Below are 19252 nucleotides of genomic sequence, written 5' to 3'. Positions count from 1 at the left end.
TCTTCCGATCCAAAAAAAAAATTAAACTAGGGCATGTTTGCATGACACCTGTGCCACCTAGCTTGTATCAGCCCAGGCCTAAATATCTCATGCAAAGTCTCATATTTTATGTAAATCGAAATGTAACACCCTGAATCTGTGTTTTTTAGATTTCTACAATGCTTGCAATCCGCACTTACGCCCCAATATTGCAAAAAATAAATTACGCAAACGCTAAGGGAACTTTCCCCACTTAGCAGTGACCAATATTCACAGTAAAAATCCTATGGATATCCGAGAGTCCAAAAAATGTACAAAACAAACTTCGAAACTCTTCAGCGCTACTTAGAGTCTCAGATCATTGGTCAGCATGATCTCGTTAAACAGCTCCTTATTGCTCTACTTGCCGATGGGCATATCTTGGTTGAAGGTCCTCCAGGCTTGGCTAAAACCCGTGCGGTGAAGTCTCTATCGGATTGCGTAGAAGGTGATTTCCACCGTATCCAATTCACACCCGACTTACTGCCAGCGGACTTAACCGGCACTGATATCTTCCGTCCAGAAACCGGCGAATTTACCTTCCAGTCAGGTCCAATTTTCAACTCACTGATCCTTGCCGATGAAATCAACCGTGCGCCTGCTAAAGTGCAAGCTGCAATGCTTGAAGCAATGGCTGAGAAGCAAGTGACGGCGGGAAGAAACACCTATGCGCTACCAGAGCTATTTTTGGTAATGGCGACACAAAACCCGATTGAACAAGAAGGTACTTACCCGCTTCCAGAAGCACAGCTCGACCGTTTCTTGTTGCACCTTAATGTAGATTACCCAGATGCAGAGCATGAACTGGCGATCCTACGCATCAACCGTGGTGAGGCAAAAGGCGAAGCGACGATTGAACGCCCAAGTTTGAGCCAAGAAGACATCTTCACTGCGCGCAAAGAAGTGCTCAATATTCACATGGCAGACGCGATTGAGCAATATATCGTACGTCTCGTGATGGCAACTCGTCAGCCAACGGAATACGACCATGAGTTAGCGCAATGGCTAGCCATGGGTGTCAGCCCACGTGCCACTATTGCCCTTGACCGCTGCGCTCGAGCACACGCATGGTTAGCGGGCCGTGACTTTGTCTCTCCAGAAGATGTTCAAGCCATGGCTTACCCTGTGCTACGCCACCGTCTACTGCTTAGCTACCATGCCCAAGCAGAAGGCATCATAGCAAATCAGATTATCGACAAGCTTCTTAATCTTGTAGGTAGCGCATAACGTAGGTAGGTGACATGTCTGCATCATATGCATTGCCACCTCATGCGAATGGGGTGACATTAACCCTTGAAGAGCTACTTCAATATCGCACTCAATCGGTTCGCTGGCTGCCACCAGCACAGAGTATTTGGTCGCAAATGAGCGGTAACCATACCAGCCGTCAAAAAGGTCGTGGTATGGACTTTATGGAAGTACGCCAATACCAAGCGGGTGATGATATTCGCAGCATCGACTGGCGAGTCACGGCTCGAACGGGTAAAGCGCATACCAAGCTGTTCTCAGAAGACAAAGAGCAAGCGGTTATTTTATACATAGACCTCAGCCCAAGTCTTCACTTCGGCTCACAGTATGTTCTTAAGTCGGTCCAACTGGCACACTTCGCTAGCGTCTTGATTTGGCTGACGTTAGCCAAGAAAGATCGCATTGGCGCGGTGATTGATGATGGTTCCCAGTGTATTGAGTTCCGCCCTTCTTCTCTACAAAAGCAAGGGCTGAGAATTCTTGACGCGATAGTGAATAGTCACAATCAATTGCTTACGAGTCAACAAGCTGACAGCACACGCACGCTGCCTTACATGAGCGCAATTGAAACGCTGCACAACCTTACGCCGAAAGGCAGTGAGCTCATTTTACTCAGCGACTTTGCACAAGTGGAAGAGAAAGAGCTGGTTCAACTGCGTCGATTAAAGCAACACAACAGCGTTCGTGCCGTGCAATTTTATGATCCTTTAGAGCGAGGTGAAACCGACTTCCGAGGCCAAGCGAAAGCATCTGATGGTCATCGAAGTCAGTGGTTTAACTTCGGTTCAAAGGGACAGCGCCAGGCGTTGGAATCTCACTTTGTTAAACATCAGCAAGCCATCAAACAGCAGTGTCATTCGATGGCGATTCCATTTAACAGTCTGTCGAGCGGATTACCTCTGGTTCAACAGTTAAGCTAACGAAAGCAACAACATACAAATCCTTCAAGCAGTAGTAATAATAATGACAACGAATAATCAAAGCCTAAACCTTGAACCTTTAATCCTACCGAATGCACCAGATTGGTTCCCACTTGCTTGGGGTTGGTGGGCAGCTCTGGGTTGTGTAATTTTTACCATCTTGATTGTTGTACTTTACTTAAGATGGCATTCAAAGCGTCTTGTTGCCAAGAAGACCGCATTGAAACTGTTGACCAATCCGATCACACCACACACACCGTCTTCTGCATTAGAGGTGCTTCGTCAAGCGGCTTTGAGTTACTTCCCTCGTGAAGAAATCGCGCCATTAACAGGCTCTGCTTGGTACGAGTTTCTTGATAGCTGCACCAAAGAGACTCGATTCGTCGATAAACAACAACAGTGGCAAGCGGCGCTGTATCAAAAATCCGGTCAAGAGCAACATCAAGATCTGATTGAGGATTGTGCTTTCTGGATTGCAACCGCATTGCCACCGAAGAAAAAAGGCAAAAACTCGTGACTGAGGCAACTCTCGTTTCGAGCCTCTCTCAGTGGTTGAATATTGAGTTTGTCTGGTGGTGGGCATTACTGTTACTGCCCCTACCTTGGCTGATTTATAAGTTCTTCCCTGAAGAGACTCAGCAAGCTGAAATTAAGCTGGCGTACTTGCCAGACAACAAACACAACAACAAACCAAAACAGATAGTGCAAAAAGTCCTGTCTGTTGGTGTGTGGACTCTGTTGGTTGTCGCTTGTGCTCGCCCAGTTTGGTATGGCGATCCGGTTGAGTTCCAACCGAAATACCGCGATATGATGTTAGTGGTCGACTTATCTGGTTCCATGCAGAAAGAAGACATGAACGACAATGGTGAATACATAGACCGTCTAACCGCTGTCAAAAGAGTCTTATCTGACTTCGTAGAAAAACGCCAAGGTGACCGCTTAGGTGTGGTGCTATTTGGTGATCACGCTTATCTACAAACGCCGCTAACCGCTGACCGTAAAACCGTGATGCAACAGATCAATCAAACCGTCATTGGCTTGGTTGGTCAGCGCACTGCGATTGGTGATGGTATCGGCTTAGGCACTAAAACCTTTGTAGACAGTGACGCACCACAACGTGTGATGATCTTGCTCAGTGATGGCAGCAATACTGCTGGTGTACTTGATCCGCTTGAAGCCGCTGAAATCGCTAAAAAATACAACGCAACCATCTACACCGTAGGTGTGGGCGCTGGTGAAATGATGGTCAAAGACTTCTTTATGACGCGCAAAGTCAATACCGCCTCAGACCTTGATGAGCAAACGCTGACCAAGATTGCAGAGATGACAGGTGGTAAATACTTCCGAGCGCGTGATGCCAAAGAACTTGAAACGATCTACGACACCATTAACCAGCTAGAGCCCGTTTCTACTGACACCCAAACTTGGCGTCCTCAGTCGGAATGGTTCCCTTACCCATTGGGCGCTGCACTGGTACTTTCCGTGTTCCTGTTTGTTCTGAGGAGAAAACATGGCTGAGTTTACTTTCTTAACCCCTTATTGGTTGTTGGGTTTGCTCGTCATTCCCGTTGTCCTTGCTGTTAACAGCCAATACAGAACCAAAAAGTCATCGTTGATTGCGCCTCATTTGGCAAAAATGCTTGGCTATTCAGTGAAAACTAAGCACTACTTCGCCATTTGGGGAATAGCATGGGCAATCGCTTGTATCGCTTTAGCAGGCCCAAGTTGGCAATCCAACACACGACCGAGCTTTGAACTAAACCAAAACCGAGTGTTAGTGCTGGATATGTCGCGCTCTATGTACGCAACGGATGTGAAACCAAATCGCCTGTCACAAACGCGTTATAAAGCGTTGGATTTATTGCCGAAATGGAAAGAAGGCTCAACAGGCTTGGTTGCGTACGCCGGTGATGCTTATACGCTTAGTCCGCTTACAACAGATTCCAGCACACTCGCTGGCATCATCGAAAACTTGTCTCCTGAGTTAATGCCTTATCAAGGTTCCAACTTACCATCAGCGATTGAAACCGCGCTTGGCCAGTTTACTCAGGCGGGCGTAAATCAAGGTGACATCGTCGTGCTGGCAGATGATTTGGATGACTCCGAATTATCTCGCTCATTAGCGTTATTAAACGGTAAAAACATTCGAGTATCAGTACTCGCTATCGGCACATCAACTGGCGCACCAATTGCTCTTCCGGATGGTTCTTTAATGAAGAGTCGACAAGGCAACACTGTGGTAGCGAAAACTAATCTGAAAAACTTACAGAAGCTAGCTAAAGAGACCGGCGGATTATTTGTGCCAATTCAACACAATAACCGTGACGTTGAGAACATTGCCGAGTTTACCAACAACGCGAGCAACAACCTTGCCGCCAAGCAAAGTGAATACGTGAAAACCGACTCTCGCTTGAACGGCGGTTTCTGGTTGCTACCTCTGCTCTTGTTCCCCACAGCCCTACTCTTCCGTCGAGGCATGATTTGGCTGCTGGTTGCGACGGTGTTACCGATGAGTTGGACGCCGAAAGCAGAAGCGAATGCGTTCTTGAATCAAAACCAACAAGGTGAGCAGCTTTATCAACAAGGTGAGTACGAAAAAGCCCAAAGAACCTTTACTGATCCTAATTGGAAAGGTGCAGCAAGTTACCAAGCTGGAGATTACGAAAGTGCGATAGAAGCATTCTCCAATAATCCAAGCCTTGATGGCCGCTACAACTTGGCAAACGCACTTGCTAAGAACGGACAACTTGAGGATGCAGCAGAGCTCTACAAGAACGTGATTCAAGAGAAACCAGACTTTGAAGCTGCGAAAAAGAACTTGTCGGTTGTAGAGGAGAAACTGAAGCAACAGCAGCAACAGCAGCAACAGCAGCAACAGCAGCAACAGCAGCAACAGCAGCAACAGCAGCAACAGCAGCAACAGCAGCAACAGCAGCAACAGCAGCAACAGCAGCAACAGCAGCAACAGCAGCAACAGCAGCAACAGCAGCAACAGCAGCAACAGCAGCAACAGCAGCAACAGCAGCAACAAAAGTCTCAAAATGACGCTAAAAAAGAGCAAGGACAGCAGTCACAAAACCAGAAAAAACTTGAAAATAAACAAGAAAAGCAAAACGCTGAGCAACAAAAAGAGACACAAGGCGAACCAACGCAGGCACAAGCTCAGCCAGGGGAAATGCATCAAGATGATCCCGAGTTTCGCCGCTTAGAAGCGGTAGAAAGTGCACGTGACCCTAGCTTCTTGATTCGAGCTCAAATGCAGCTTCAAGCGCAACAAAAACAACGCCCACAACAATCTAATAAGGAGTGGTAAGTCCATGATGAAAAAAGGCGCAAAACTGGTCTTTGTTCTAATGGCCAGCCTACTGACTAGCTTTTCGGTTTTCGCACAAAGCCTTCAAGCCAGTGTAAACAAAACTCAGGTGGCGAAGAACGAAGTGATCAATTTAAGGATCATGGCTGACACAGAACTAGGCTCTGGTGCGATTGATTTCAATGTCTTGAAGAAAGATTTCTTTTTAGGACAGCCTCGTTACGGCCGCTCAAGCAATAACATCAATGGCCACACATCGGTTCAAACGGAATGGAGCATCTCTATCGCACCAATGAAAGAGGGGGTGGTGACGATCCCAAGCTTTACCGTGGATGGCATGAAGACAGATTCAATTAAGTTACGTGTCACCAAGAATCAAGCCGAGCCGAACTTAAACGATTTATTTAACTTTGATATGAGCGTGGACAATCACACCTTGTATCCTCAACAATCAGCAACGCTTCGCATGCAGTTGGTGATTAAAGTGGATCCTCGCCGCTTAGATAACCCCCAAATTGTGCCACCAAGCATCGATGGGATGAAACTAGAGCCTACGAGCGACATGAAACAAGGTCAACGCGTGATTGATGGTCTTGAAGTCACTATCGTTGAACAAGCGTTCCGTATTACTGCAGAACAACCAGGCACCTACATGCTTAATGGTCCGAAACTGACAGGCTCTTACTTCTATGGTGACAGCCTAACGGGTTCAACCCAGATAATGCCGATCAATACCAAAGCAGAACAAATGCCTATTACCGTAAAGCCTATTCCTAAGGATTTTAAAGGTAACTGGCTACCAGCCTCTGCACTGGAAATGACACAAAGCTGGCAAGGTGAGCAAGGCAATCCATTGTCAGAAAATGCCGTCAGCACGGTAAAGCAAGGATCTTCGATTACTCGCACAATTCGTATCCGTGCTCGCGGTACGCAAGCAGAATATCTACCTCGTGCCGGTATTGTCTACCCTAGTACGATACGTGTTTATTCAGAACAGCCGCAGTTCGAAACCGCTCGCGACGGTACGGTGACTATGACGGTTAAACAAGTATTGATTCCAACTGAACCGGGAGAACTCACGCTACCTAGCTATACAGTTAACTGGTGGGACAGTAACCGAGACCAAACAAGACAAGCCGACATTTCGGCGCTAAAACTCAATGTCGAGAAAAGTGACAGTGGCTTAATTACGCTGCCAGAAAGCGCGTTACCAGCACAGCCGGCAACCACCTCTGAGCAAGCGACTCAAAGTGGTGTTGAATCTATATGGCAAACACTGTCCTTCGTATTTGGCGTGCTGTGGCTTGTCTCTTCGGCGATTGCATTGAGACTATGGAAGACACGTGCCGAACCACGCGTTGAGAAAACTACGAATACGAACAACAGTTCCTCGCTTCAAGAGCTAGAGTACATCATTAAACAAGGTGACTGTGCTAAGATTGAAAGAGCGGTTAATGACTACTTAAACACTCACCACTTCAACAATGATTCTGAAGCAGTGAAAGCAGTAAAAGAAGAACTGAACCTGATGAACCAATCTCGCTTTAGTGCAACTCAACAGGAGTGGATGGCAAATAATCTGATCGCCAAGATCAAACAACTGGCCAAAGAGAAGAAAAGCAAACCTAGCCACCAGCTAGAAAAGTTATAGTGATTACCAAAAAAGCCCCTCACTAGGAGGGGCAAGAGTACCATCGCTTATAGTTATTTGTGTATATGCCAGTAAATGTGTTGATTAACCGAAATCACCGTTTACATAGCCTTGGGTACGATCATCTTTCGGACTATTGAAGATCACTTGTGTGTCATTGTGTTCAACCAATTCTCCCATTAGGAAGAACGCAGTGCGGTCAGAAATTCGACGAGCCTGCTGCATAGAGTGCGTGACAATAACAATGGTGTAATTCTTCTTTAGTTCTTCCATCAGCACTTCAATTTTGTGCGTTGCTATCGGATCAAGCGCTGACGTTGGCTCGTCCATCAGAATCACATCTGGCTCCATCGCAATGGTACGTGCGATGCACAGACGTTGCTGTTGACCACCTGATAGGCCAAATGCGTGTGACTTAAGACGGTCTTTTACTTCGTCCCAAAGTGCTGCACCGCGCAGTGAGCCCTCAACCACTTCATCAATGTGTTTCTTATCTTTGATGCCTTGAGCACGCAGACCGTAAGCCACGTTCTCATAAATACTCATTGGGAACGGATTTGGCTTTTGGAATACCATACCCACCTTGATGCGAAGGTCAGCAACGTCGATGTTGCCGTAAATGTCTTCACCGTCCATTGACAGCTTACCAGTGATTTTTACGCCTTCGATAAGGTCATTCATGCGGTTCAAACAACGTAGTAGTGTTGATTTACCGCAACCAGATGGGCCGATCAGAGCCGTAACCTGACGGACTGGGATTGGCAGGTTGATTGATTTCAGTGCTTGGTTGTCACCGTAAAACAGATCTAGGTTTTCAATATCAAACTTGTTCATTTTCTTAATCTCTTAAATCTTGAATTCGTGTCTTTTAACGTGCGTTCTTAATTCGTTTCGTTAGTAAGTTGCGGTGTTAAAACGTCTGGCAATCAATTTTGTTAACATGTTGATCAGTAGAACAACAACAATCAGAACTGTCGCGGTACCGTAAGCCTGATTCCATTCTTCAATGGTAAACAGTTCGGTAGTCAGTTTGTATAAGTGCACGGTTAGCGTACGACCAGAATCCAATAGCGAATCCGGAATACGTGCAACCATACCTGCTGTCAGAAATACTGGAGCAGACTCACCAATGACACGACCAATACTTAGAATGATCGAGGTTAAGATACCTGGCATTGCGCTCGGAAGAATCAAACGCCAGATAGTGTAAATCTTAGATGCACCTAGGCCGTATGAGCCTTCACGGTACGTTTGTGGTACTGCCATCAACGCTTCTTCCGTGGTACGGATGATAACTGGCAGGATTAGGATACTTAGCGTCAGTGCCCCCGATAGAATCGAGAAGCCAAGGCCAAGAATCGCCACGAAGAACGTCATACCGAACAGGCCGAAGATGATCGACGGAATACCCGCCAATGACTCAGTGCAGAATCGGATGATTTTCACCAAACGACTGCCCACTTTTGCGTATTCGGTCAAGTAGATTGCCGTCATGATACCGAGTGGTGCTGCCACTGCGATAGATGCGACAACCATGTAAATGGTCGCCACAATCATTGGGAAGATACCGTGCTCTTCACCTGTGCGCGTGTAGTTATCAGTAATAAAGCTCCAATCTACGTGTTGTAGACCGTTTGATAGGATGTACCAGATAATCCAGAACAAGAAACCTACCGTCAGTGCCGCCGAGATCCAGACAAATGCGTTAAAGACATTATCTTTGAACTGGCGTGCTTTTTTCAGTTTTGCGCGATCCATAATAGTCACCTTTAACGAGCGATTACTTCGCTTTTTCTCGGTTTAGGTAAAGTAGTACAGCGTTCAACGACATGATGAAGACCAGAAGTACCACACCTGTAGCGTAAAGTGCGCTCGCGTGAACACCACTTGCGTAAGACATTTCAATTGCGATGTTTGCGGTTAGCGTACGTGCCGAATCAAGGATGCCTTCTGGCATTGCTGGCGCGTTACCCATTACCATAATGATCGCCATGGTCTCACCCAACGCACGGCCAATACCCAGAATCACACCTGTCATGATGCCTGAGCGAGCCGCTGGAACGAGCAATTTAAAGATGGTGTAAATTTTCGATGCGCCCAGTGCCAAAGAACCTTCTTTATAAGTACGAGGAACCGCACGGATAGACGTTTCAGATACCGTAATTACCGTTGGTAGAATCATCACACCAAGTACAATGATACCAGCCAGGATAGTGTTACCTGCTGGTACATCAAATACGTTCTGAATCAATGGAACGATAATAACCAGGCCGAAGAAACCGTATACCACTGAAGGAATACCTGCGAGTAGCTCAACCGCTGGGCGGATGATGTCAGCTAAACGCTTTGGTGCGATTTCTGCGATGAAGATAGCGGTCAAGACACCAACGGGAACACCCACTAGAACAGCACCTGCTGTCGATACGATAGAAGCAACAATCATAGTTGCAACACCGTACAGTGCTGGTGGTAACCAGTTTTGGCCTAGAACGATGCCCGAGATGCCGGCTTCTTGGAATGCAGGAATACTCTCTCGAACGATGAAGTATGCGATAACTGCTAATGATACGATGCCGATTACAGCACTCGTTAGGAACAAGCCGTGGAAGATGCGCTCTTTCCAGTCAACGCGTCGTTTTTCGCGTAGGCCTGGCTTGCTTATCGCTTTAGCGTCAGTACTCATAAGCTTTTCACTATTTGTTGCGATGGTCATAAAAATCTCACGGTTCTTAGCAATGCGTCGAACACAATGGATAGAAAAGGCTCAGCCCGAAACGTTGGGCTGAGCAAAATTAGAATCCCCATAGGATTAGTTAACTGAGATATAACCTTTTTGGTCAACAAGCGCTTGCGCTTCGTCAGTTAGCATCCAGTCTAGGAATTTTTGAGTTTCAGCAGATGGCTTGCCTTCTTTGTAAAGAACAAGGAATGGACGAGCAACTTTGTATGAACCATTCTTCACGTTGTCTACCGATGCTTCGATACCATCAATTGGAAGTGCGTTTACAGACGCATCAACGGTACCAAGAGAGATGTAACCGATTGCGTACGGGTTAGAAGCAACCATTGTCTTCAGTGCACCATTACCGTTAGCAACTTGAGCGCGTTGAGAGATGGCAGAAACTTTCTTACCAGAAATCTTCATTTTTAGAGACATGATGTCTTCGAATGCGCCACGAGTACCAGAAGCCGTATCACGAGTGATTGCAACGATTGGCTTGTCTGCACCACCAACGTCTTTCCAGTTTGTTACTTCACCTTTGTAGATCGCAGTAACTTGCTCAGCTGTTAGGCCCGATAGTTTGTTTTTTGGGTTAACAACCACTGCGATCCCATCTAGAGCAACGGTCTCTTCTTTCAGAGTAGGCTCTTTCTCAGAGTCCTTCAGGTTACGAGAAGACATACCTAGGTCAGCAGAGCCATTCTTTGCAGCTTTAACACCCGCAGATGAGCCAGGGCCTTGAACTTCGATAAATACGTTCGGGTTTGTCTTCATGTATGTTTCAGAGAAAACTTCCATCAGTGGAGTTACGCTGCTAGAACCCACAGCAGAGATAGTTTCTTTAGCAGAAACAGGAGTCACTGCCATTGCACCTAGAAGTGCGATTGCACCGATTACTGTCTTTTTCATCACAATTTCCTTTAAGTGGCTTTATTACCGTCGTGTTTCACTTGAACGATTCTCACTTTAGAACCCCAATGTGACAGTTGTGTTTCACTTAATTGAAGCCTCTATGACACTTTGCCGTTTTCCTGATACAAAAAATCCGAGTGACAGCACTCGGATTTTTAATATCTATATAATATTCAGTAAAGATTAATCTTCTGAACTAGGCTCTGCTGGCTTCTTCTTAGGGATGAAGACGTTATCCCCCACAGCCACATGTTGATAGAAGCTTTTATCGCGTTTAACTGGCTTCTTCGCGACTTTCTTCGCCTGCGGACGCGCTTGCTTAACGGTCGCCTTCTTATTACGGAAATCTTTCTTAGCGGGTTTAAGACCTTTGAATTTACCTTTTAGATCTTCAAACACTGAGAAGCTCAGATCTTGCTGTAGGTATGCTTCAACACGCTTAAAGCTGTCCCAATCTTTAGGACCAACCAGAGATACGGCATCCCCTTTATTACCAGCACGACCAGTACGACCAACACGGTGAACGTACTCTTCTGTATGCTTAGGCATATCGAAGTTAATCACGTGTGTTACCGTCGCGATATCTAGGCCACGAGAAGCCACGTCCGTTGTTACTAAGATTTTAAATACTGCGCGCTCAAACTGACTCATGATGGTGTTGCGTTGAGTCTGGTTTAGGTTACCACTTAATGCAACCGCCTTTAGTTTCTGCTCATTCAACTTTGCAGTCAGGCGTTCAGTGTCATCACGAGTTGCAGTAAATATGATAACTTGACGGTATTCCGCTTCAGAAAGCACTCGCTCCAGAATCGCTTCTTTATGATCTAAGTGATCACACAAGTAGAATCTCTGCGTGATATCTTTGTGCTCTTCGTTCGACACACCAACAGCGATACGCTTTGGCGCGTTTAACATCTCAGAAGCGATATCATTGACTTCAGCATGGTCCAAAGTCGCAGAGAACATCAGTGTCTGACGACGGCGGTGCTTTGCCGCGTTATGAATGCGACGAAGTTCTGGTGCAAAGCCCAGATCCAACATACGGTCCGCTTCATCTAGGATAAGAGTTTCCAAGCCATCAAGGTGCAGTGAACGGTGTTCCAGGTGATCCGCTAAACGCCCTGGCGTTGCGACAATGAATTTCGGATAACGGCGAAGTGCTTTCACTTGGTCATTAAAGTTCTCACCGCCTAAGATCAAAGTGGCCTCGTAAGTCAAGCCCGCTAACATAGAACGAAGCTCACCGTATACCTGTTTCGCTAGCTCACGCGTTGGCGCAAGGATAACCGCTCGAGGGTCTTTGGCAGAAAACGACTTCGTCTTTAGAGACTTATGAAGCATTGGCAATACAAATGCCAAAGTCTTACCCGAACCAGTTTTAGAAGATGCCAATAGATCCTTGCCTGCAATCGCTACAGGAATTGCCTGTTTTTGAATGTCAGTCGCTTTTTTAAAATCGTAATGTTTTAGGTTCTTCAACAATCGGTTGTCTAGGCCTAGATCTTTAAATTGCAAAGTATTCTCCAATAAATCAGTAAACGTCCGAGCGTTTTTCAGTGTCGTTTCCGCTCTAACGCAGCAAAAAATAAAAGCCTGCTATAATACCGCAAATCATAAGAGTATAGATAGAGATCACACAAACTAATTCCACAAGAAAGAATAAAGTTTCCTCTAAGAAACTTTCATTTGCGTCAATATCGTCTAAATTATTGATATCAGGAACGTAGCAAAAATGACCTGCATCGAACCTGTTTAGAGGCTGTAAGACGTAGTGAATGCTAACTTTTGTCAAACTAAAGTTAGCATTCTTAGCGGGTACCCCATGAAATTCTTGGATTTTTTTGACTTTTGCTACATCATGTACTGATAGAATGTGTCCACATTAATCCCCGCTGGCACATGAAACAACACTCATTAGGCGGGACTTTCACTATAAGCAAGGAGTTCTTACATGAACAAAACGTTGATCGCAGCTGCAGCAGCTTCAGTACTTCTACTAGCTGGTTGTGCTTCTTCTGATGACGCAGCAATGGCAAATGCAGAAAAACTAGACCAACTAAGCAACCAAGTTAGCCAACTAAGCCAAGACGTTCAGTCTCTACAATCTGACGTTCAAGCAGCAGGCGGCGCAGCTATGGCAGCACAAGAAGAAGCTGCACGTGCAAATGAGCGTATCGACAACATCGCTCAGTCTTACACTAAGTAAGATTAATTACCGCGCTTTAACAGCCGTTAAGGCGCGGTAATTTCTACAGGAACCCCATTCTGAGCAGCAATCGTTGCTTTCGCTTTCACATCCGTCATACCAAACTCATCTAGCCACCAACCGAGCTCTTTCGGATACTCTAAATGCTCTTTTTCACCATTACTGCGAGTTAAAGGCTCATGCGCTTCAATAAACACGCTTCGGTCTGGCTCTAATGTTACTTTCACGGGCTGATTAATAACGCGCACTTTTTCGCCACGCTGCACTTGCTCAAATAACCACTCAATATCTTTAGGGTCCATACGAATACAGCCAGCACTGACGCGCATACCAATACCAAAATCTTTGTTAGTACCGTGAATCAGGTACTCACCATTACCATAAGCCAAACGGAGAGCAAACAAACCTAGTGGATTATCCGGCCCAGCAGGAACGACCGCAGGTAAGCTGATGCCTTTTGCTTTGTATTCAGCACGAATAGAAGCTGGGGGCGTCCAGGTTGGGTTGGGACGCTTTTGGCTGATGCTAGTGCTCATCACTGGCGTATCTCTGCCAATACGGCCAATACCCACAGGGAAAACATGCACAACATTTTCGTTTGCTGGGAAATAGTAAAGACGCAATTCAGCCAAGTTAATAACAATGCCCTTGTGAGGAACATCAGGTAGGATTAACTGAGTAGGAATAGTGAGCACATGCCCCTCTTTAGGGAGAAAAGGGTCAACACCTTTATTAGCTGCCATTAACGCAAGTATGCCAACGTCATAATACTTAGCAATATTGGCCATGGTTTCACCATGTTCAACCACATGATTTTCCATGCGACCTATCACACGAGCCCCATCATCTGGTAATGCGTACATCTTAGCGAATGATATCCCACTCACTAATGACAACGATACTGATAACAGGGTTCGTTTCGCGATACTCATTGGACGCTTCTTGCTAGGCATCTCTTTATTCCTTGGCGCTTTTGAAGAGCCGTAAGGTTATCTCTCTTTCTGCCTTGTGATCAACCATTGGCTTGTGATATTCCAGTAAAGAAAAACCATGCCATTTCCAAGGGTTGTGTATGAACTTATTAGGCACAGGATTTATTTCCGGAATCCAGTGGCGAACAAAACGGCCATCGGGATCAAATTTCTCTCCCTGAGTAACAGGGTTAAAGACTCGAAAGTAAGGCTGTCCATCGCAGCCTGTCGATGCACACCATTGCCAGCCCCCATTGTTTGCTGCGAAATCCCCATCTACCAATTTGCTCATGAAGTATGCTTCTCCCCAACGCCAATCAATGTGCAAATCTTTTGTCAGGAAACTGGCGACAATCATCCGTAAGCGGTTGTGCATCCAGCCTGTAGTATTAAGTTGTCGCATTGCTGCATCAACAATTGGGTAACCAGTAGTGCCCGTTTTCCAGCGCTCAAATGCTTGCTCATCATAGGACCATTGAATTTTCTCTTCCCATGGAGTAAAGCCTTTCCCTTTCACCAACTTTGGCTCAAATACCAATAAGTGTTGGTAAAACTCGCGCCAAATGATTTCACTCAACCAAGTGGCTTTCCCTTCACTCAAATCAGGTAATGGATTCTCCGCGTATAGCCTCGCGATACATTGCCTTGGCGATAATGCGCCAATAGCAAGATAAGGAGATAATTGACTCGTACCATCGATCGCAGGGATATCTCTTTCCGCATGATAGGCATCACTGTGCTCTCGGACAAACTCTCTTAGCTGTTCAACTATATCAGTGGTTGAGGCATACCAATGCTCACTAGATTCGCGTGGATAAGAAAAAGGGACATCTGGATGATAGCGTTCGGCTTCAACCAATTGGATCGCTTCTTTAGGTAGCTCTGCCTGTGGTTCTGGTTTTGACACCATGGGCATTTGGAATTTCCTCATCCAAGCACGTTTGAATGGCGTGAATACCTTGAAGTACTCACTTTGCTTGTTTAATACCGTTGTTGGCGCATGAACACACTTATCGTGGAAAGCTTCAAACGTAATTGCTCTCTGATACAAGGCATCCATCACTTCTCTATCAAGCGCTTGCTCGTTGACTTCGTAGTGAATGTTTGCCATGACACTTTTTGCACCCAAAGATGTTGCCCATGCTTGAATCACTTCGGTCACATCGTCAAACTTCGGCACTTCTTTATATAGAAGCGGAATGTTTAGGTCGGTGAGTTCTTCAGCGAGGTGCGCCAAACGTCGTGCAATAAGATCCGCCTGCATAGGAGCCATGTGATGCTCTTGCCACTGGCTCGGAGTTGCAACATAACAAGCAACAGCAGGCTCGCCACTTTCTAACGCAGCCTGCAGTGCCATGTGGTCTAACGTTCTTAAATCACGTCGAAACCAAACCAGAATCATGTCGTCTCCTTACGAAGATTTAACTATTTTTGAGGTGAAGCTTTTCAATCACTTCAGAAAATTGAACTTGTTCAGGATTCAGAGCTTTCATCGTTCGCAGCGCATCTACTTGTTTTATTTGCAGCGCTTTGTTGGAAAAAAAGTGGAGGTATTGGTATCGGTGCAGCACATCATGATCAATCAACCCCGATACATCATCCACTTTATCAATTAGCGTAATATGCAAACCTTGTTCGCAAAGCTTTGCCGCTTGAACCCAGCTCTCAGCCTCTCTAGCCTGTTCAAAACTCACCAATAGACACTTTCCTTTCGATGCGGTTTTGTTCTCAGAATCCACGACCACGGCAAGTCGGGTAATCAAACAAGTTTGGAACAAGCCCAACTGTAGTGAACGTAGCGATACTTTCACCAAGTCTAACGCTTCAAACACTGGGTTAATCAGTTGCTCGATGACTAAGTTCAATGGGTACTCTTTCAGAGCATTAGATAACAACGTTTCTGTTTTGCCACGATTTAGCTCTGACAAGGCTTTCAACATGGCTTGGACTCCTTCTAAGCGCTGGATGTCTGTCGCCACAACAATATCTGACTTTTGACCAAGCAATCCTTTCACTTTGCCGATAGCAACACCTTTGGATAACCATCCTTGTATTTCACGAATAGTATCGAGATCTTGTTGTCGGAATAAGCGGTGCCCTTTTTCTGTCCTTTTCGGTTGAACGAGGTTATAGCGCCTTTGCCAAGCTCGGAGAGTGACGGGCTTAACACCCGTTAGCTCTGAAACTTCTCGAATTGCGTATAGTTTTACTTCTTGGCTACAAACCATAACGTAATCTCATCTCCTGTGGATGTGGGTCTATATACTTCTGTTTTTGTAAGTACTCATCTGGGTATGCATTAAGGTAATGTTTAATTAATGTCAGAGGGGCAAGCAGTGGCAACAAACCAGATCGATAATTGCTGATGACTTCTGCTAACTCTGCTTTCTCTCCGGCGTTCAGGGATCGCTTAAAATATCCTTGCAAATGCATCAGAACGTTGGTGTTATTCTTGCGGCTCGCGCGGTTTTGTAGCGCCTTCATCAAACCCAGACGATATTCATTGTAGAAGCCTTCGATTTCATAGTTCGCTACATCTGCCACCAATCGGCCAAGAGAACGGTACGACTCAGGATGATGCGCCATTAGCGTGAGCTTGTAACGCGAGTGAAATTCGATAATTTTGCCACGGGTTGGCTCTCCATCCATCGACTCATAAAAATCATTCAAACAGTAAACGCGAGTGATGAAGTTCTCTTTTAATACAGGATCGTTCAGGCGACCATCTTCCTCGACTGGCAACCACGGCATTTTTTCCATTAACGTTTTGGTGTACAAGCCAACGCCTTCTTTTGCCGCATTATTTTTGCTGTACACCTTTACACGTTCCATACCACAAGTCGGTGATTTAGCGCAGACAATATACCCACAAAGTTGCTCGCCTTGCAGTTCATTCACTTTATTTTCTGAATAGGCAAGCATGTTGTCTGTGTGGTCGTTGTCTGGATTTTTTGTCTCGACCAATGCAATACGTTCTTCATTACTGACCAAGCGGATAGTCGGACGCGGCACAGACATGCCTACACCAACTTCTGGACACACAGGCACGAAACTGAAGTATCCATCTAACTCTTTAGTGACGAAGTTGCTGATTTTATGGCCCGAATCGAAACGTACTCGTTCTCCAAGTACACAAGAACTGATACCGACTTTGATTGAAGATTCCATAACGAAGCGTCCTATACAAAATGTTTTGTTGTATAACTTATAGTAAGTCAATTCAAATTGTACAAGAAAATAAATTGTACAATTTAACCGTTTTACTCATTCAGACAGGATTTAGATCAGACGATTTGAAAAAAAATTTAGCGCGATATAGGGATTTTGTGCATGCAATCGACAAACTGCTCAAAAGCAAATCGATTGCCTTTTGGCTTTCAACAGATTTAGTTATTAAAAGATTATTTAGACACTAGAACCGACCATTTTGTGACTTAACACTCAAGCCCCCTTGCCCTGCGCCAATATTATGGCCTCAACGAAAACGAACAAGTTCAACAGAATTGGTAATAGCACCTATAATTGATGCGTTTTACCTGAACAAAACTTTGGAGAGCACTTATGGCAACCCCACACATTAACGCACAATCAGGTGATTTCGCTGAAACCGTTCTAATGCCAGGCGACCCGTTGCGCGCTAAATACATCGCAGAAACGTTCCTAGAAGATGTGAAACAAGTTTGTGACGTGCGCAACATGTTCGGCTTTACTGGCACTTACAAAGGCAAAAAAGTTTCTGTAATGGGCCACGGTATGGGTATCCCATCTTGCTGTATCTACGTACACGAGCTAATCGCTGAATACGGCGTAAAAAACGTTATCCGTGTAGGTAGCTGTGGTGCAGTACGTGACGATGTTAAACTGATGGACGTTGTTATCGGCATGGGTGCATCTACAGACTCAAAAGTTAACCGTATCCGTTTCAACAACCACGACTTCGCAGCAATCGCTGACTACGGTCTTCTAGAAGAAGCAGTAAACCAAGCGCGTGCTCAAAATGTACCTGTAAAAGTTGGTAACGTATTCTCTGCAGATCTGTTCTACACACCAGAAGCTGACATCTTTGAGAAGATGGAAAAACTCGGCATCCTAGGTGTAGACATGGAAGCGGCTGGTATCTACGGCGTAGCTGCAGACCTAGGTGCGAAAGCGCTAACTATCCTAACGGTTTCTGACCACATCATCCGTGGTGAAAAACTAAGCTCAGAAGAGCGTCAAAAGTCGTTCAACGACATGATGAAAGTTGCACTAGAAACAGCAATCAACATCTAAGAAACACCTAAGTAATAAATTGCAGCCGGAGCCTGAACGGCTGCACGTATGATCCCGAGGGGGCGATTGTGTCTAACGGCGAACTGCCAAAATCGCCGCACTGGATCACACCTCTTATGATGATGTGTCACGTTTTGTTTCAGAAAAATTTACGCCATAAGCAAGTGAAGCGCCGCCCAAGCCATTGGAAAATCTGCGTGAGCGGATCGATCAAAAAAATCAGACCATGCTAGCGCGAGCGAATGTTGAAGCTCCATTGAATAACCTCTTTGTTTTTCATTACCCATCGAAAGGCGCATTAGTTCGTCCTCCGTATACGTCTTATGCCAACTATTTACACGTGATTGATATGTGCAATCCTGAGAAACGAGTCACTATTTATATGCCTCAAGACTATTTACTTCGTTCGACCGCACTGAGTGTCTGTTTATAGAGGATTAAACAGGGCAACATCGATCTAATGTATGTAGAAGAAGATGCCAATTAGGACATGGCTGCGCCATTTGGCAAGATTGATATCGTCTACATGAGTTGGTGGCGAGATCGTTGGGCAATTTCTAGCCAAGGAAATAATCACAAAGGTATTTGTTACTTAGCCGGGGATAAAAACAAGTCTGAAGAATGGTTCAATGTTGGCACGACCCGTCACGTTCAATTCTACCAAAATCGCTTTCAGCTCCTTTTTGAGAGTTTCATCAACGAGCCACGTCGCAAATTACGACCTGCAGGTATTTTACCCCTGTTAGATATATTCAGAGCTTGGCATAATTTGTGCTATCAAGATAAGTAAGGGCTTACCGCAGCTCAGAGGCTGAAAGTAAAGTCACGTATGCACCTCTGACGATTAAACCATTGCTGTCATGACTATCTAACACTTCTCTAATTAATATGTGGTAAATAGGTAGTGAACAATGTATATATTACGGTACTCAATACCTTATTGTGTGTGGCATTGACACCATACACAAAGTGAGATGCGCATCACATTTAGACGCCATTACCACATCGTTAGTTATGGA

Annotated in this window: 17 protein-coding genes and 1 pseudogene; 9 read left to right on the top strand and 9 right to left on the bottom strand. The window is 45.4% G+C overall.

All coding sequences use genetic code 11. The features are described 5' to 3' along the window. The first annotated feature begins 288 nt into the window (after positions 1-288). Genes AK966_RS13595 through AK966_RS13570 form a run of 6 tightly spaced genes read left to right on the top strand, consistent with a single transcriptional unit; the run spans position 289 to position 7150 of the window. Positions 289-1245 carry a MoxR family ATPase gene (locus AK966_RS13595; protein WP_119464339.1) on the top strand — a complete coding sequence of 319 codons (957 nt, stop codon included), beginning with the start codon at positions 289-291 and terminating at the stop codon, positions 1243-1245. 14 nt (positions 1246-1259) lie between these two features. After that, on the top strand, positions 1260-2186 hold the full coding sequence (locus tag AK966_RS13590; RefSeq protein ID WP_099078185.1) for a DUF58 domain-containing protein: 927 nt from the start codon (positions 1260-1262) through the stop codon (positions 2184-2186). A gap of 40 nt (positions 2187-2226) precedes the next feature. Continuing rightward, positions 2227-2703, top strand: coding sequence for a DUF4381 domain-containing protein (locus tag AK966_RS13585; protein WP_409119921.1), 477 nt, complete (start codon positions 2227-2229; stop codon positions 2701-2703). Then, a complete protein-coding gene (locus tag AK966_RS13580; RefSeq protein WP_099078187.1) occupies positions 2700-3704 on the top strand; it encodes a VWA domain-containing protein in 1005 nt (334 codons plus the stop codon). The genes AK966_RS13585 and AK966_RS13580 overlap by 4 nt, the downstream gene beginning before the upstream one ends. Beyond that, entirely contained in the window at positions 3697-5499 is a 1803-nt protein-coding gene (locus tag AK966_RS13575) for a VWA domain-containing protein (protein WP_119464338.1), read from the top strand. Before AK966_RS13580 ends, AK966_RS13575 begins: the two co-directional genes overlap by 8 nt. A 4-nt stretch (positions 5500-5503) precedes the next feature. Continuing rightward, a complete protein-coding gene (locus AK966_RS13570) occupies positions 5504-7150 on the top strand; it encodes a BatD family protein (RefSeq protein ID WP_119464337.1) in 1647 nt (548 codons plus the stop codon). A gap of 84 nt (positions 7151-7234) precedes the next feature. Here the strand turns inward: AK966_RS13570 and pstB are convergent, their stop codons facing one another. The 5 genes from pstB to AK966_RS13545 all read right to left on the bottom strand — a co-directional run bounded on the left by pstB (position 7235) and on the right by AK966_RS13545 (position 12311). Continuing rightward, positions 7235-7984, bottom strand: a complete 750-nt coding sequence (gene pstB, locus AK966_RS13565; protein WP_099078190.1) for a phosphate ABC transporter ATP-binding protein PstB — start codon at positions 7982-7984, stop codon at positions 7235-7237. Between the two features lie 60 nt (positions 7985-8044). Further along, complete coding sequence (gene pstA, locus AK966_RS13560) at positions 8045-8908, bottom strand: phosphate ABC transporter permease PstA (protein ID WP_099078191.1); 864 nt, start codon at positions 8906-8908, stop codon at positions 8045-8047. Positions 8909-8930: 22 nt separating this feature from the next. Next, positions 8931-9863: a phosphate ABC transporter permease subunit PstC gene (pstC, locus tag AK966_RS13555; protein WP_099078192.1), complete on the bottom strand. Its 933-nt coding sequence runs from the start codon at positions 9861-9863 to the stop codon at positions 8931-8933. Between the two features lie 96 nt (positions 9864-9959). Further along, positions 9960-10781: a phosphate ABC transporter substrate-binding protein gene (locus AK966_RS13550; protein WP_119464336.1), complete on the bottom strand. Its 822-nt coding sequence runs from the start codon at positions 10779-10781 to the stop codon at positions 9960-9962. A 186-nt stretch (positions 10782-10967) separates the two neighbouring features. Further along, positions 10968-12311 carry a DEAD/DEAH box helicase gene (locus AK966_RS13545; protein ID WP_099078194.1) on the bottom strand — a complete coding sequence of 448 codons (1344 nt, stop codon included), beginning with the start codon at positions 12309-12311 and terminating at the stop codon, positions 10968-10970. Positions 12312-12735: 424 nt separating this feature from the next. On the opposite strand from AK966_RS13545, the gene AK966_RS13540 reads away from it, so the two are divergent. Beyond that, a complete protein-coding gene (locus AK966_RS13540) occupies positions 12736-12990 on the top strand; it encodes an Lpp/OprI family alanine-zipper lipoprotein (RefSeq protein WP_099078195.1) in 255 nt (84 codons plus the stop codon). Between the two features lie 26 nt (positions 12991-13016). On the opposite strand, the gene AK966_RS13535 is transcribed toward AK966_RS13540, so the two are convergent. Genes AK966_RS13535 through AK966_RS13520 form a run of 4 tightly spaced genes read right to left on the bottom strand, consistent with a single transcriptional unit; the run spans position 13017 to position 17129 of the window. Then, entirely contained in the window at positions 13017-13943 is a 927-nt protein-coding gene (locus AK966_RS13535; protein WP_099078196.1) for a L,D-transpeptidase family protein, read from the bottom strand. A gap of 4 nt (positions 13944-13947) precedes the next feature. Next, positions 13948-15363, bottom strand: a complete 1416-nt coding sequence (gene phrB, locus AK966_RS13530; protein ID WP_119464335.1) for a deoxyribodipyrimidine photo-lyase — start codon at positions 15361-15363, stop codon at positions 13948-13950. A gap of 19 nt (positions 15364-15382) precedes the next feature. Next, positions 15383-16189 carry a MerR family transcriptional regulator gene (locus AK966_RS13525; protein ID WP_099078198.1) on the bottom strand — a complete coding sequence of 269 codons (807 nt, stop codon included), beginning with the start codon at positions 16187-16189 and terminating at the stop codon, positions 15383-15385. Next, on the bottom strand, positions 16179-17129 hold the full coding sequence (locus AK966_RS13520) for a DUF523 and DUF1722 domain-containing protein (RefSeq protein WP_099078199.1): 951 nt from the start codon (positions 17127-17129) through the stop codon (positions 16179-16181). Before AK966_RS13520 ends, AK966_RS13525 begins: the two co-directional genes overlap by 11 nt. Before the next feature lie 393 nt (positions 17130-17522). Here AK966_RS13520 and deoD point away from each other — a divergent pair, with 393 nt between their 5' ends. Together deoD and AK966_RS13505 are read left to right on the top strand one after the other, a co-directional pair. After that, positions 17523-18233 carry a purine-nucleoside phosphorylase gene (gene deoD / locus AK966_RS13510; RefSeq protein WP_099078200.1) on the top strand — a complete coding sequence of 237 codons (711 nt, stop codon included), beginning with the start codon at positions 17523-17525 and terminating at the stop codon, positions 18231-18233. A gap of 97 nt (positions 18234-18330) precedes the next feature. Next, positions 18331-19097: pseudogene (locus tag AK966_RS13505) on the top strand (lactate dehydrogenase); the annotation flags it as partial. Positions 19098-19252 lie beyond the last annotated feature (155 nt).

Origin of the sequence: Vibrio sp. PID23_8 (assembly GCF_003584965.1) — a bacterium.
Taxonomy (GTDB): domain Bacteria; phylum Pseudomonadota; class Gammaproteobacteria; order Enterobacterales; family Vibrionaceae; genus Vibrio.
The sequence above is the reverse complement of the archived record's forward strand: the minus strand, read 5'-3'. Positions and strand labels throughout refer to the sequence as shown.